General features: G+C 66.9%; 15 protein-coding genes. 11 read left to right on the top strand and 4 right to left on the bottom strand.

Features of this window, described 5'->3' with window-relative positions:
* The first annotated feature begins 29 nt into the window (after window positions 1-29).
* A complete protein-coding gene (locus tag ACXAJT_RS17875) occupies window positions 30-377 on the top strand; it encodes a hypothetical protein (protein ID WP_475237393.1) in 348 nt (115 codons plus the stop codon).
* 30 nt (window positions 378-407) lie between these two features.
* Here the strand turns inward: ACXAJT_RS17875 and ACXAJT_RS17870 are convergent, their stop codons facing one another.
* Together ACXAJT_RS17870 and ACXAJT_RS17865 are read right to left on the bottom strand one after the other, a co-directional pair.
* Complete coding sequence (locus tag ACXAJT_RS17870; protein WP_475237392.1) at window positions 408-1,550, bottom strand: hypothetical protein; 1,143 nt, start codon at window positions 1,548-1,550, stop codon at window positions 408-410.
* Window positions 1,551-1,554: 4 nt separating this feature from the next.
* Window positions 1,555-2,334 carry an SDR family oxidoreductase gene (locus tag ACXAJT_RS17865; RefSeq protein WP_475237391.1) on the bottom strand — a complete coding sequence of 260 codons (780 nt, stop codon included), beginning with the start codon at window positions 2,332-2,334 and terminating at the stop codon, window positions 1,555-1,557.
* Between the two features lie 197 nt (window positions 2,335-2,531).
* On the opposite strand from ACXAJT_RS17865, the gene ACXAJT_RS17860 reads away from it, so the two are divergent.
* The gene (locus ACXAJT_RS17860; protein ID WP_475237472.1) at window positions 2,532-3,563 is read left to right on the top strand and encodes a Hint domain-containing protein; all 1,032 of its coding nucleotides are present in this window, start codon (window positions 2,532-2,534) and stop codon (window positions 3,561-3,563) included.
* 157 nt (window positions 3,564-3,720) lie between these two features.
* Here ACXAJT_RS17860 and ACXAJT_RS17855 read toward each other — a convergent pair whose 3' ends face one another.
* Window positions 3,721-3,984, bottom strand: coding sequence for a DUF7218 family protein (locus tag ACXAJT_RS17855; RefSeq protein WP_475237390.1), 264 nt, complete (start codon window positions 3,982-3,984; stop codon window positions 3,721-3,723).
* Between the two features lie 88 nt (window positions 3,985-4,072).
* On the opposite strand from ACXAJT_RS17855, the gene ACXAJT_RS17850 reads away from it, so the two are divergent.
* The 5 genes from ACXAJT_RS17850 (at window position 4,073) to ACXAJT_RS17830 (ending at window position 9,215) form a co-directional block, all read left to right on the top strand.
* Complete coding sequence (locus ACXAJT_RS17850; protein WP_475237389.1) at window positions 4,073-5,680, top strand: peptide chain release factor 3; 1,608 nt, start codon at window positions 4,073-4,075, stop codon at window positions 5,678-5,680.
* Window positions 5,681-5,881: 201 nt separating this feature from the next.
* Entirely contained in the window at window positions 5,882-6,334 is a 453-nt protein-coding gene (locus ACXAJT_RS17845; protein WP_475237387.1) for an N-acetyltransferase family protein, read from the top strand.
* Between the two features lie 3 nt (window positions 6,335-6,337).
* The gene (locus ACXAJT_RS17840; protein ID WP_475237386.1) at window positions 6,338-7,714 is read left to right on the top strand and encodes a DUF2927 domain-containing protein; all 1,377 of its coding nucleotides are present in this window, start codon (window positions 6,338-6,340) and stop codon (window positions 7,712-7,714) included.
* 9 nt (window positions 7,715-7,723) lie between these two features.
* The gene (locus tag ACXAJT_RS17835; RefSeq protein WP_475237384.1) at window positions 7,724-7,891 is read left to right on the top strand and encodes an apolipoprotein acyltransferase; all 168 of its coding nucleotides are present in this window, start codon (window positions 7,724-7,726) and stop codon (window positions 7,889-7,891) included.
* Between the two features lie 139 nt (window positions 7,892-8,030).
* Complete coding sequence (locus ACXAJT_RS17830) at window positions 8,031-9,215, top strand: vWA domain-containing protein (protein ID WP_475237383.1); 1,185 nt, start codon at window positions 8,031-8,033, stop codon at window positions 9,213-9,215.
* On the opposite strand, the gene ACXAJT_RS17825 is transcribed toward ACXAJT_RS17830, so the two are convergent.
* Entirely contained in the window at window positions 9,212-9,868 is a 657-nt protein-coding gene (locus ACXAJT_RS17825) for a glutathione S-transferase family protein (protein WP_475237382.1), read from the bottom strand. The genes ACXAJT_RS17830 and ACXAJT_RS17825 overlap by 4 nt on opposite strands.
* Before the next feature lie 103 nt (window positions 9,869-9,971).
* On the opposite strand from ACXAJT_RS17825, the gene ACXAJT_RS17820 reads away from it, so the two are divergent.
* The 4 genes from ACXAJT_RS17820 (at window position 9,972) to ACXAJT_RS17805 (ending at window position 14,564) form a co-directional block, all read left to right on the top strand.
* Window positions 9,972-11,183 (top strand): polyhydroxyalkanoate depolymerase, encoded by a 1,212-nt coding sequence (locus ACXAJT_RS17820; protein ID WP_475237381.1) that lies wholly within the window; start codon window positions 9,972-9,974, stop codon window positions 11,181-11,183.
* Window positions 11,184-11,248: 65 nt separating this feature from the next.
* Complete coding sequence (locus ACXAJT_RS17815; protein ID WP_475237380.1) at window positions 11,249-11,761, top strand: GNAT family N-acetyltransferase; 513 nt, start codon at window positions 11,249-11,251, stop codon at window positions 11,759-11,761.
* A 104-nt stretch (window positions 11,762-11,865) separates the two neighbouring features.
* The gene (locus ACXAJT_RS17810; protein ID WP_475237379.1) at window positions 11,866-13,617 is read left to right on the top strand and encodes a glycosyltransferase family 2 protein; all 1,752 of its coding nucleotides are present in this window, start codon (window positions 11,866-11,868) and stop codon (window positions 13,615-13,617) included.
* Window positions 13,614-14,564 (top strand): glycosyltransferase family 2 protein, encoded by a 951-nt coding sequence (locus ACXAJT_RS17805; RefSeq protein ID WP_475237378.1) that lies wholly within the window; start codon window positions 13,614-13,616, stop codon window positions 14,562-14,564. The genes ACXAJT_RS17810 and ACXAJT_RS17805 overlap by 4 nt, the downstream gene beginning before the upstream one ends.
* Window positions 14,565-14,593: the final 29 nt, after the last annotated feature.

The raw sequence follows: 14,593 nt of genomic DNA, 5'->3' as shown, positions 1-14,593 counted from the left end.
TGGGCCACCCCCACGCCAAGGAGCCATTCATGGAACCTTTGATGACCCATCACCATCTCAGCCGCGACAGATCCCGCCACGCCGCGTCCCGAACCGCTGGAGCTTCTCTCGCCCTCCCTCTTGCCGCGCTGCTCTGTGCCGCGCCCCTTGCACACGCCGACACGCCAACGCCGCCCCCAACCGGATACGAAGGCCGCTATTTCACGACGGCGGACGGCTGCACCTACTCACGCGCGCAGGCCTATGGCGACCATGCAAGCTGGCATTTGCTCCTGAACGCCTCGGTGCTGGGCTTTGCCGACGCGCACCCCGGCTGCGCCGCGATGCTCGCTACGCCTTTCCCCACCGGCCCCGACAGTTCCACAGCCGGATCCTGACCGTTCATGGGCAGTGCCCCTGCAAAAGCTCTATGCCTTTAGAAGATCGAAGGACACTTCCGCCACGTCGCGCCCATTGACCTGCAGGATCACCGCATGCGGACCGGGATGCAGCTGGAAGGTGGTTGCGTCGCCCTTCATACGGTGGCGCTTGGCCACCCGCAGCGCCTGACCCGGCTCCAGCGTCACTGACTTCAGCTTGAACACTTTCTCCGCATGACCCTTGGGCCGATGAAACCGCAGCCGGTAGTCGACCATCACGGCACCTCCCTCGGGCGCCTCGATCTCGGCGGCGATCTCCAATGTATCGCCAATGCGCAGACGGACCGGATCAAGCGAAAGCCGCGCCTGCACGGGCAGGTCCGCCCGGTATCCCAGCAGGGCCAGCGCCCGCGGCTCGCCGCGTTTGACCGCGGTGCGCAAGGCGTGGCGGGTGATCCAGTCAAACTCCTTGACCTCCTGCCGCCCCTCCGCCTGCCAGCTTTCCAGCCGATCAAGCACAGCGTCCGGCGCGATCTTCGACAGGTCGTTGAGATGATTGGCGACAGAGCGCGTTACAAAGCGCGTCTCGTCCCCATGCAGCGCATCAAGATAACGCAGCGGCACCTGCGGATCGAGCGCAATGCCCATCCCCCACGGCAGCTTGGGCCGCGTCCCTTCAGAAACCAGCCGTCGCACATGGTAATGCGGGTCCTCCACCCACATATCGAGCCGCGCCAGAACCTCATCGGGCCAACGATTCAGGAACGGCCGGATCGCGTATTCCATGGAAAAGCGCTGCGTGGCCGCATGCAGCAGATCAAGCGCACGTTCGGGATGGTCCATGCCGTGGCGTACCGCCAAGACCCCGGGCACGGCGTGAATGAAGCGCCCGAAATCATCGTCCCGCAACGTCGGGTCCAGCGGCGGCGGCAGCGCCGCCTCCGCCTGCTCGGCCATCTCGGGAAATCTCGGCGAAAGCTGCTCGGCCAGCGCCTCGGCAATCACCTCCAGCCGCGCATGCACGCCGAGACCGGCCAGCCGCGGCAACGCGGCCTCGACGAACCGCTCGCCCGAGAATCCCGGCAGCACGGCATAGTCGCGCGCCAGAACCTCCAGCGTGTCGCGGTTAAACAGCTGGTCGGCGAGCGAAAAGCCCGCACCGCCGCCCTGCCCGTCCGGTCCCCGTGCCATGCGCTCAGATCGTCGCCAGCGTCTCGCCGCCGTCCAGAACGATGTTCTGACCGACGATGAACCGCGCGTGCACCGAACACAAATAGGCGCACATGCGGCCAAAGTCCGCCGCCTGACCATATTCTCGCGTGGGGATGCCCGCCGCGCGCTCTGCGCTCACCTCGGCGATTGGCCGCCCGCTGCGCTCGGCATCATGGCTGTCCATCTGCTTGATGCGGTCGGTCTCATGCACGCCCGGCAGCAGGTTGTTGATCGTCACGCCCTTGTCCGCCACCTGCCGCGAAGTCCCCGCGACAAAGCCGGTGAGCCCGGCGCGCGCCGAGTTCGACAGGCCCAGTTGCAGGATCGGCGCCTTGACCGACCGCGAGGTGATATTGACCACCCGGCCCCAGCCGCGCTCCATCATCCCCGGAATCAGCGCCTGCATCAGCGCAATCGGTGTCAGCATGTTGCCATCCAGCGCCTTGACGAAGTCGGTCCGATCCCAATCGCTCCAGATGCCCGGCGGCGGCCCACCCGCATTGGTCACCAGAATGTCAGCGCCGCGGGCCAGTTCCAGCACCTGCGCGCGCCCATCTTCCGAGACGATGTCGGCGGCGGCGGTGACAACCTGCACACCATAGGTGCTGCGAATGTCCTCAGCCGCCTGCTCCAAGGCCTCGGACCCGCGCGCGTTCATCACGAGGTTGCAGCCCGCCTCGGCCAGCGCCTCGGCGCAGCCGCGCCCCAGCCCCTTGGACGAGGCGCAGACCAGCGCCGTCTTGCCCGAAATCCCCAGATCCATCTCGCTCTCCTCTTCGCGTCCGCCGGCAAAACGCCGGGCTCGGGGCCATATGATGACACATTCCCTTGGCATACAATGGGGTGTAGGCTCCGACCTCGCCAGCAACGCACCATGTGCGCGCCCGGCGGTGAGCGGCCCGCGCGAGGTCACAGATTTGTACGGTCGCGCATGTAACGTAGAGACGAGTGGTGGCACAGGTGACGGCACAGGCCCCTTTCCAAACAGAGCCCGCCCGCGCGGCGCATAGCGTGACGGTCTACCGCGGCACGCAGTTTCGCGTGATCAGCGGCGCCAACCTCGGCGACGGGCTGAGCTTTGCCGACGAGTTGCAGCCCGACGATGTCTACGCCCTCTCGCCAAGCGCCCGCCCGACCCGGCTGGCGCTGCTGCCCGCCGCCGCCTCACCCTTTCGCATTGCGCCCGACAGCGGAACCGGCACGCCCGGCGCCGATCTGCATCTCGACAGCTGCGTGACCCTGATGTGCAGCGACGGCGCGATCACCGAGGCGATCATTCTGGTGGAAACCGATGCCGAGGGGCTGGTGGCCGATCTCTTCCTGATGCCGCTCGCCCCGATGCAGCCGCGCAAGGATTACGCGCTGGTGGGCATTTCGACGCAAGAGGCGCTGGCGAAATTCGCCCAGGCCGCCTGCGTCTCGTTCACCCGCGGCACGCTGATCACCATGGCCTCGGGCGCGCAGCGCCCGATCGAGGACCTGAACCTGGGCGATCGCGTGCTGACCCGCGACGACGGCCCGCAGGAAATTCGCTGGATCGGCCATCAGGTGGTCCGTGCCAGCGGCGCCTTCGCCCCGATCCTGATCCGTGCCGGGGCGCTCAACAACGCGCGGGACCTGCTGGTGAGCCCCGACCACCGGCTGTTCATCTACCAGCGCCGCGACCGGCTCGGCGCGGGCCGCGCCGAACTTCTGGTCCGCGCCCGCCACCTGCTCAACGGCGACAGCATCATACGGCAGCAGGGCGGCTTCGTGGAGTACTACCAGATGCTGTTCGACCACCATCAGATCATCTACGCCGAAGGCATCGCCGCCGAGTCGATGCTGGTCGACACCAGAACCCGCGCGGCGCTGCCGGCAGAGCTGTCACCGCAGCTTGGCGCCCTGCTCCCCCGGCACCGCGCCTCGGATCAGCCCGAGATCGAGGTGCAGGAGGTGATGCTGCAAAGGCCCGACGCCGCGGAGCTGCTGCGCCGCTCTTCGGTAGGGTGAGACGCGGGCACTTGTGCGGGCGCCACCGCGCAATGGGGGGCGCTGCCCCCGTCCGCTGACGCGGCCTCCCCCAGGATATTTGGGTCTAGACGAAGCAGGCGGGCGCTTCTTCTCTTTCCAAATACGCGCGTCCGAGGTTGCAGCCAGAGCCGCGGCCTCAATGCGCGCGCAGCGCCTCGATCAGCTCGTCCTTGCTCATCTGCGACCGGCCATCGATGCCGATCTGCTGCGCCCGCGCGTAAAGATCGTCTTTGGTCCACGCCTCATAGGGCGGCGCCTTGCCACCTTTCTTAGAGGGCTGCATGTCGGGGTTGGCCTTGGCGTTGGCGATACGCGCCGCCTTTTCCTTGGAATGCCCTTCGTCACGCAGATCGGCGTAGAGCTTGTCGTCCTTGATCGAGGGGCCGTGGTCACGGGTCATGGCGGGTCTCCTTTCAACCTTTCAACCCGGCGGCACAGCGCGCGGTTCCCCATAGACAAAACCGCCGCCCGCACCTATACGCCCGCTCATGCTGGACACCGCTTCGAACCGCCCCGCCCTGCCGCCCGAGATCGCGCGGCGCCGCACCTTCGCGATCATCTCGCACCCGGATGCGGGCAAGACCACGCTGACCGAGAAGTTCCTGCTTTTCGGCGGGGCGATCCAGATGGCCGGGCAGGTCCGCGCCAAGGGCGAGGCGCGGCGCACGCGCTCGGACTTCATGAAGATGGAGCAGGACCGCGGCATCTCGGTCTCCGCCTCGGCGATGTCGTTCGAATATGGCAACTTCCGCTACAACCTCGTCGACACGCCCGGCCACTCGGACTTTTCCGAAGACACCTACCGCACGCTGACGGCGGTGGATGCGGCGATCATGGTGATCGACGGCGCAAAGGGCGTGGAAAGCCAGACCCGCAAGCTCTTTGAAGTCTGTCGTCTGCGCGACCTGCCGATCTTGACCTTCTGCAACAAGATGGACCGCGAGGCGCGCGACACCTTCGAGATCATCGACGAGATCCAGGAAAACCTCGCCATCGACGTGACGCCTGCCAGCTGGCCGATCGGCATGGGCCGCGATTTCCTCGGCTGCTACGACATGATCCACGACCGGCTGGAACTGATGGATCGCGCCGACCGCAACCGTGTGGCGGAATCGATCAAGCTGTCGGGGCTCGACGATCCCAAGCTGGCCGAGCACATCCCCGCCGGGCTGCTCGAACAACTGCGCGAAGAGGTCGAGATGGCGCGCGAGCTTCTGCCTGCGCTCGACCCGCAATCGGTGCTCGAAGGTCATATGACCCCGATCTGGTTCGGCTCGGCGATCAACTCCTTCGGCGTGAAGGAACTGATGGACGGCATCGGCGAACTGGCGCCCGAGCCGCAGCCGACCTCGGCCGCGCCGCGGCAGATCGCCCCTGACGAGAAGAAGGTCGCCGGCTTCGTATTCAAGGTGCAGGCCAACATGGATCCCAAGCACCGCGACCGTGTCGCCTTCGTGCGGCTGTCGTCGGGGCATTTCTCGCGCGGGATGAAGCTCACCCATGTGCGCACCAAGAAGCCCATGTCGATCTCAAACCCCGTGCTGTTCCTTGCCGCCGACCGCGAACTGGCGGAAGAGGCCTGGGCGGGCGACATCATCGGCATTCCCAACCACGGCCAGCTGCGCATCGGCGACACGCTGACCGAGGGCGAGGCGCTGAAGGTCACGGGCATTCCGTCCTTCGCGCCGGAGCTGCTGCAAAGCGTGCGCGCGGGCGATCCGCTGAAGGCAAAGCACCTCGAGAAGGCGCTGTTCCAGTTCGCCGAAGAAGGCGCAGCGAAGGTGTTCAAGCCGTCGATCGGTTCGGGCTACATCGTCGGCGTCGTCGGCGCGCTGCAGTTCGAGGTGCTGGGGGCGCGGATCGAGCAGGAGTATTCGCTGCCCGTGCGCTTCGAGGCGTCGCAGTTCACCTCGGCGCGCTGGGTGCATGGCGAGAAGGCGGCGGTCGACAAATTCGTCAACGCCAACAAGCAGCACATCGCCGAGGACAATGACGGCGACATCGTCTATCTGACGCGCATGCAATGGGACATCGACCGGGTCGAACGCGACTATCCGGGGGTTACCCTTTCGGCCACCAAGGAAATGATGGTCTGAAGCGACAGCGCCCGCCTGTTGCATCGCTGCACAGGACAAGTCACTGACCTTGCGTCACTTTATCTGATCCAGCGTCGCGAAATCACATTTTCGCGGCGCCGCTGTCTTTCCGGGACACCTCGGCGCCGCGCCGCGCTATACTGGCGCGAGCAGAGGGCGCGAAGCTCCGAACATACAACGACAAAAGACGACCGAGGCAGCATGTCCCAGAACAGCGTGATCATCCGGCCGCTCGAGGCTGGCGACGAAGCCGCGTGGCGCGCGCTTTGGACCGGGTATCTCAGCTTCTACGAGACTTCCGTCGCCGAAGAGGTTTATGTCAGCACCTTGGCGCGACTACTTGGAGACGATCCGCAGGACTTCAGCTGCCTCGTCGCCGAGAGCGACGGTACGTTGGTGGGGCTGGTGCATTTTTTGTTTCACCGGCATTGCTGGCGCATTGAGAACGTGTGCTACCTGCAAGACCTCTATGCCGCGCCCGAAGCGCGCGGCACGGGCGTCGGTCGGGCTCTGATCGAAGCGGTCTATGCCGCCGCCGACGCCGCTGGCGCCCCCTCGGTCTACTGGCTGACGCAGGAATTCAATCACACCGCTCGGCAGCTTTATGACCGGATCGGCACCGAGACGCCCTTCATCAAGTATCAGCGGCCCTGAGAGATGCGGCGGCGCGGGATCTTCGTGCTGGCCGTCGGGCTGCTGCTTGGCTCTTGCGCGCCGAGCGGCCCCGAGGCCGCGCGGCGGGGCGCCGCCGCGCCTGAAACGCCGCTTGCCAAGCCGCCGCTGGAAGCCCGCTTCGGCGCGCCGCATCCGCAGCCACCGCAGGCGGCCAACGCGCAGATTGCCCGCGATGTGCTCGACCTTGCCTTCGCGCTGGAATCGGGCAAGGCGCTGCCGGTCTTCACCCGGTTCGAAACGCCCGTGACACTGCGCGTGGCGGGCGATGCGCCGCCCAGCCTCGATGCCGATCTTGCGCGCCTGCTGCGACGGCTGCGCGAAGAGGCCGGGATCGACATTTCCCGGACCGACGCCGCCGAGGCCAATCTCACCCTTGTGCCGGTCTCCCGCGAGACGATCCGCCTCGAACTGCCGCAGGCCGCCTGTTTCGTCATCCCCGGGGTCAGCTCTTTGGCCGAGTACAGGCAGGCCCGCCGCGCCGGGCGCACCAGCTGGGTCGACGTGCGCACACGCGAGACCGCTGCCGTCTTCCTGCCTGCCGACGCCGCACCGCAGGAGTTGCGCGATTGCCTGCACGAAGAGATCGCGCAGGCGCTGGGGCCGCTCAACGATCTCTACCGGCTGGGCGAAAGCGTGTTCAACGACGACAACGTGCACACGGTGCTTTCGGGCTACGACATGTTGGTGCTGCGGGTGTTCTACGACCCCGCCCTGCGCTCGGGGATGCGCCGCGCCGAGGTGGCGCAGGCGCTGCCGGCGATCCTGGCCCGGCTCAATCCACGCGGCGAAGCCCTGCCCGACCGTCATCTCACCGCGACGCCGCGGCCGTGGGTGGAGGCGATCCAGACTGCGCTGAGCACCGGCGCGCCGATGCCCCGGCGCCGCGCCGCCGCCGAAGAGGCGCTGCGCCTCGCGCGCGGCGAAGGCTGGCGCGACCACCGGCTTGGCTTTGCGCATTTCGTGCTGGGGCGGCTGCTGCAGGGCAGCGCGCCGGAGGCCGCGACAGCAGAGTTCGAGGCGGCGCGGCGTATTTTCTACGCCCTGCCCGATGCGCGGCTGCAAGAGGCCTATGTCGACGCGCAGCTTGCCGCGCTGGCGCTGCGCGCGGGCGACGCGGCGCGCACGCTGGCGCTGGTCACGCCGCAAGAGCAGACCGCGACCCGCTATGAGAATGCCGCGCTTTTGGCGACGCTGAAAATGCTGCGCGCCGAGGCGCTGCAGATGACAGGCCACGCCGCGGAGGCCGAGCAGCTGCGGCTGGACTCTCTGGGATGGGCGCGCTACGGCTTCGGCCCGGATTGGGCGGCAGAGGCCAAGCTGCGAGAGATCGCCGCGCTCAATCCGATGAACGGGAGTTGAGGACAGCGCATGATCGTGATCGCCGGAGCCCTGCTGGGCGCCATCATCGGCGGGCTGACGGCCCGGCGCCGCAAAGGCAACAAGGCCGACATCGCGCAGTTCATCGCGGTCTACGCCATCGCCTTCGGGCTGATCGGGCTGGTTCTGACCATCGCGGTGGAAAAGCTGGCGTTCTGAGGGCCGGCCCGGCGCCTTAAAGGGGGCGCTGCCCCCTCTTCGCTGCGCGAATTCACCCCGGCGTATTTTCGAAGAGAAGAAGCAGACGCGGGTTGAGAGGCCCGGCCCGGCACGGCATCATTGCGCGTGGAGGTGGCAGATGTTCCTGCGATTTTTCGAGACCCTGAGAGCGGCGCAGGTGCCGGTCTCGCTGCGCGAGTTCCTGAGCTTTCTCGAGGCGCTGAAGGCCGGGCTGGCGCGCTACGACGTGGAGGGGTTCTACTACCTCGCCCGCACCGCGCTGGTGAAGGACGAGCGCCATATCGACCGCTTCGACCGTGCCTTTTCGGAAGCGTTCAAGGGGCTCGAGGCGATCTCTTTCGAGCAGGTTCTGGAGGCGGTGGACCTGCCCGCGGACTGGCTGCAGACGATGGCCGAGAAGCACCTCAGCCCGGAGGAGAAAGCCGAGATCGAGGCGGCGGGCGGCTTCGATAAGCTGATGGAGACGCTGAAAGCGCGCCTGCGCGAACAACAAGAGCGCCACGAGGGCGGCAGCAAATGGATCGGCACCGCCGGCACCTCGCCCTTTGGCGCCAATGGCTACAACCCCGAAGGCGTGCGCATCGGTCAGGACAAGAGCCGCCACCAGCGGGCGGTGAAGGTCTGGGACAAGCGCGACTTTCGCAACCTCGACGATCAGGTCGAACTGGGCACGCGCAACATCAAGGTGGCGCTGAAACGCCTGCGGGCCTGGGCCCGCGACGGCGCCGCGGACGAGCTTGACCTTGACGGCACCATCCGCGCCACCGCCGAGCACGGCTATCTTGACGTCAAGACCCGCCCCGAGCGGCGCAACGCGGTGAAGGTGCTGCTGCTGCTCGACGCGGGTGGGTCGATGGACCCGCATGTGAAGGTGGTGGAAGAGCTATTCTCGGCGGCGCGGGCCGAGTTCAAACACCTTGAACACTACTACTTTCACAACTGCCTCTACGAAGGCCTCTGGCGCGACAACCGCCGCCGCTGGGACGCGCAGACGCCCACGTGGGAGGTGCTCAACACCTATGGGCCCGACTACAAGTGCATCTTCGTGGGCGATGCGTCGATGAGCCCCTATGAGATCGCGGTGCCCGGCGGCGCCAATGAGCATTGGAACAAGGAGGCGGGGGAGGTCTGGCTGCGCCGCGCCCGGGCGCAATGGCCCGATCACCTGTGGATCAACCCGGTGCCGGAAAAACACTGGCGCTACACCCAGTCGATCGCGATGATCCGCGAGATCTTCGAAGACCGTATGGTGCCTATGACGCTGGAAGGCATCGCCCGTGGCACCCGCGCGTTGGCGCGTTAGAACTCCACCTCAAGCTCGACGATCTCGTCAGGCTCGGCCAGCGCCCCTGCGGTCCATTCGCGCATCGGCGCCCAGGTCAGGATGGTCTCGACATAAGCCTCGAGCGTCGGATCGAGCGCCACCGAATAGGTGCGGAAACGGGTGCAGACCGGGGCGTACATGGCGTCGGCGACCGACGGGCGCGCGCCGAACAGGAACGGCCCGCCGTAGGTGTCGAGGCATTCGTGCCAGATCAGCTTGATCCGCTCGACGTCGGGCCGCGCGCCGGAAAAGATCTTGAAGCTTTGATGCCGCGCCTTGAGGTTCATCGGCAGCGCTGAGCGCAGGTTGTAGAAGCCCGAGTGCATCTCGCCCGAGATCGAGCGGCAATGCGAGCGCGCCACGATGTCATCGGGATAGAGCCCGGCGTCGGGCAGGATCTCGTTGAGGTACTGGGCAATGGCCAGCGTGTCCCAGACCTGCACCTCGCCGTGCACCAGCCGCGGCACCAGCACCGTGGGCGAAAGCAGCAGCAGTTCCTGCCGCGCGGTGGCGTCCGAGGTGTCGACCATCTCTTCGGTGAACTCCAGCCCCGCCATGCGGCACAGCAGCCAGCCGCGCAGCGACCACGAGGAATAGTTTTTCGATGAAATGGTGAGCGTTGCCTGCCCCATGCGTCTTCCTCCCGCTGTCACTCGCGCCAAGACCACAGTTTGTTGTCGCATCCGGCGCGCGGACCTGGCTAGCGTTTTTGCGAGGCAGCGAGGGGAAATCGACGTGCTCTACGCAGGCTACCAGGGACTTGATGATTTTATCGCCCCTTTTCGCATGGCGGCGCTGCACGGGCTGAGTTTCATGCCGCGGCTCGACGGGCCTTTCGGGCATCTGTCGCGGCACAATGCCGCCATGCTGGAAATGATCAGTCGCTTTCGGCTGAGCCATGAGCGTCCCGCCTTCGGCATCAGCACCGTGCGTGACGGCAATCGAGAGGTGCCGGTGCGCGAGGACGTGGCGCTTGATCTGCCGTTCGGCCAGTTGCTGCATTTCCGCAAGGAGATCGACACACCGCGCCCCAAGGTCTTGGTCACCGCGCCGCTTTCGGGGCATTTCGCCACGCTGCTGGCGGGCACGGTGAAAGTGCTGCTGCGCGACCATGACGTCTATATCACCGACTGGAAGAACGCCCGCGACGTGCCGACCTCGGCCGGAGCCTTCGGGGTGGAGGATTACGTCGCCTATGTGATCCGCTTTCTCGAAGAGATCGGCCCGGGCGCGCATCTCCTCGGCGTGTGCCAGCCCTGCGTGCAGGCGCTGGCCGCCGTCGCGGTGATGTCGGAAGACCGCAACCCCGCGACGCCGCTGTCGATGACCCTGATGGCCGGGCCGGTGGACGTGCGCGAAAGCCCCACCACAGTGAACGCACTGGCAGACGAGAAACCGCTGGAGTGGTTCGAGCGCAACGTGATCGCCACGGTGCCGCTGCGCTATGCCGGGGGCGGTCGGCGGGTCTATCCCGGCTTTGTGCAACTGACCGCCTTCATGGCGATGAACATGGACCGCCACCGCCAACAGCACAAACGGCTCTACGACCACCTCGCCGCCGGAGAGACCGAGCAGGCGCGCAAGGTGAAGGAGTTCTACGACGAGTATTTCGCCGTTCTGGACCTGACGGAAGAGTTTTACATCGAAACCATCGACCGGGTTTTCCAAAAGGCCGACCTTGCGACCGGAGAGTTCACCTATCGCGGCCGCAAGGTCGATCCGAGCAAGATACGCCACACCGCGCTGCTGACCGTCGAAGGCGGGCGCGATGACATCTGCGGGCTGGGCCAGACTTCGGCAGCGCATGATCTGTGCACCTCTCTGCGCCCGCATCTGAAACGCCACCACCTGCAGGCCAACGTCGGCCATTACGGCGTGTTCAACGGTCGGAAATGGGAGAACGAGATCTACCCTGTGGTGCGCAATATGATCCTCGCCATGGAATGAGGCCGCTTGCCGCGCGCGCGGCTCTGCGGCACTCTCTTTGCCCTATCGCTTTGGGAGAGATCGGCGTGCAGATCCGCAAGGCAAAGCAGGAAGAGGCCGCGGCGATCGGCGCGCTTTTGGCGCGCTCTTATCCGGCGTTGATGCGGCAAAGCTATGCGCCCGAAGTGCTGGCCATCGCCCTGCCCCTGATGATCCGGCCCAACGCGGCGCTGATCGCCTCGGGGCGCTTCTATGTGGCCGAGGCGGACGGCGCAATCCAAGGTTGCGGCGGCTGGAGCTTCGAGACGCCGGGATCCGGCGCGCTGGCCCCGGGTCTGATCCACGCACGCCATTTCGCCGTTGATCCGCAACGTGGCGGGCTGGGCATCGGTCGGGCGCTCTTTGAACGCGCCGCGCAGGCAGCCATGGTGGACGGGGCATCGCGCGTGCAGGCCTTCGCCAGCCTGAACGCCGAAGCCTTCTACCGCCGGATGGGTCTGCGCCGCCTTGCCCTGCGCAGCCTGCCCATGTCTGCGGACGTCAGCTTCCCCATTGCCCATATGGAAGGCCCGCTGCCTCCGCCGCCCGGCGGCAGGTGAGCCGCCCGCCGCAGCGTGGCCGAAAGGCGACGCGGGACCGAGATGCGCGCCTGCCCTCCGTCCGGCAATTGCGTGCGCGGCCGCTTGGCGGCAGTCTCGCGCCCATGAGCGCAGACAAGACCCCCAGCTATCCCGGCGGAATCGCGGCCATTCTCACGCAGATGGAGGGCCGCCGCGACCCCATCGACTACGCCGCAGGTGAGGCGCTGCCACCCTATGACACGCCGCTTGAAGCGCTGGCCGGGCAGATCGTCGGCGACCCCGATAACGACCCGTCCGAAGCACCGCCCTTCCGCTCGTCCTACCACCGCAAGCGCCATGCGCTGCGCAGTGAACTGACGGGCCGCTCCGAGCTGGTGTTTCTCAACGCCCTGCTGATCGCGCATCTGCGCAAGCGCAGCTTTCCGGAACACGCTCCGGCGCTGTTCCAAAGGCTCTGGGCCGAGCAGGGCGCGGCGCTGCTGGCTCAGCTTGATCCGCGCTGGCTGGTGTCCTCGGTCACCACGTTCGGCGACCATGGGCTCACCCTTGTGCAGCGCTCGGTCGGGCTGGCGCTGACGGCGCTGTTTGGCACGATGAAGCTTTATGAATCCGAGCGGCTCTATTCCGGGCTCGCGGCTGACCGGCCCTTCGCGCTGGACGGCAAGCAGCGCGGACCGCTGCCGCTGGAAATGGACGGCTACTCGCTCTCGGGCGGCGGGCTCGACGTGAACCTTATCGGGCGCCTGTGGATGGAGGCCGAAGAGGACCCGGTCATCCGCCCGCTGGCACATCACCTGCTGGACATGCTGATCGCAGATGACCGCACCGTGTTCCGACGGCTGCGCACCATGCGTCAACGGCAGGCACGGCGCCGGGCGGCAGAGCCAAAAGGCGACGCGGCGGGCAATATCGCCCCGGTGCCCGAAAGCCACCGCCACCTGACACCCGATACGCTGCGCTGGGGACTGACCTCGACCGTCCGCGCACCGCTGCGCGACATCGCCCGCTTTGCCGCCCATCACATCGAACTGGGCGCGCAGCTTCTGCACATCTATCTTGATGAGCCCGACACCGAGGCCGCCACCCTTCTGACCCGCCATCCGGCGGTGCGTGTCGTGCAGTGCGACGCCGCCTATTGGGCGCAGACCGGCCGCCCCCGGCCCGAGGCGCACCAGCAACGGCAGGCCTACAACGCCACGCAAAGCCTGCGCGCCGGGCTTGGGCTGCATTGGCTGGGGCATGTGGACGTGGACGAGTTCCTGCTGCCGACGCGTCCGATCTCCGAGTTGCTGAGCGAGGCGCCCATGGGCGCAGCCTTCGCCCGCATCGCCCCGGCAGAGGCGCTGGCCCCGGCAACCGGCTTGCCGCAGCGGTTCAAGACCACGCACAAACACGTCGGGCAGCCGAAATCGGTGCTGCAGGACATCTATCCCACCTTCGGCGCGCATCTCTACGGCGGTTTCCTCTCGCACAGCTCGGGCAAGGTCTTCGCGCGCACTGGGATCGAGGACACGAGGCTGGGCATCCACACGCTGAAATACCGCGGCGAAGAGGCCAGCAACCGCCACCGCTTGGCAGATGTCTGGCTGGGGCATCTGCACGCGCCGTCGTGGCAGCACTTCCGCGGGCATCTCGAGTTCCGCCGCAGTCATGGCTCGTATCGGCGCAGCTCGGACCGGCCCGAGATGGGACAGGCGGAGTTGATCCAGTTCCTGCTTGATGAGGACGGCGAGCCCGGTCTGCGCGCGCTGTTCGACGAGGTCTGCGCCGATACGCCGGGTCTGCGCGCCCGGCTGGCGGAACACGGCATGCTGATCGAGCAAAGCTTCGATCCCGACGCCGCTGTCACCCGCGTTTTCGGAGACCTGCCGTGATCCGTTGGGGCACGGTCACCACCACCAACGCCGCGCTGCCACGCATCCTCGACTTCGCCGCATGGCATCTCGAACTGGGTGCGCACCGGCTGTACATTTACCTTGATGCCGCCGATGCGCAGGCCGAGGCGGTGCTTTCAGCCCATCCCAAGCTGCGCGTCTTCACCACCGACGCCGCGTGGTGGCAAAAGCGCGGCAAGCGCCCCGACACGCATCAGGTCCGCCAGTGCCGCAACGCCCGGCACGCCAACAACCGCAAGCCCGAGACCGACTGGCTGGCGCATGTGGACGTGGACGAGTTCCTGCTGCCCGCACGCCCGCTCTCAGCACAACTGGCCGACCTGCCCGACGACTGCCTCTGCGCCCGCGTGCGCCCGGTCGAAGCGCTGGCGCCCGGCCCCGATGCCGATCCCGCTGAGACGCTGTTCAAGGCCTTTCACCTCGATCAGCGGGCGCGCCAGCGCGCCGCCGAAGACTGTTTCCCCACATGGGGCCGGCATCTGTCGGGCGGCTTTCTCAGTCACGTCGCGGGCAAGCTGTTCTTCCGCACCGGCACACGAGGGCTCGATATCCGCATCCACAACGTCGTGCTGGACGCGCAGATGAACCCCGGCGAGCGTGCGCTCGCCGAAACCGAGCTGGGCCATTTCCATGCCGGAGACTGGGCGCATTTCCTTGCGGCCTACCGCTTTCGGCTGGCGCGCGGGTCCTACCGGGCCGACCTGAAGCCGCAAGTGCGCCGCGACGGCGCGATGAGCCTGCACGAACTTTTCGCGATGATCGAGGAGACCGGAGGCGAACAGGCGCTGCGCGCCTTCTACGACGAGGTCTGCACCGCCACGCCCGGGCTGACCGCGCGGCTGGACAGTCACGGGCTGCTGCGCCGCCATGCGATGGACCTGCCCGCGCTGCGGGCACGGCATTTTCCCGACGCCATGCCAACCTGAGGGCGTCTTGACCCGGCGCGCCGGGGCTG

The sequence above is a fragment of the Salipiger sp. ABF4_146 genome, from assembly GCF_056161345.1.
The sequence above is the reverse complement of the archived record's forward strand: the minus strand, read 5'-3'. Positions and strand labels throughout refer to the sequence as shown.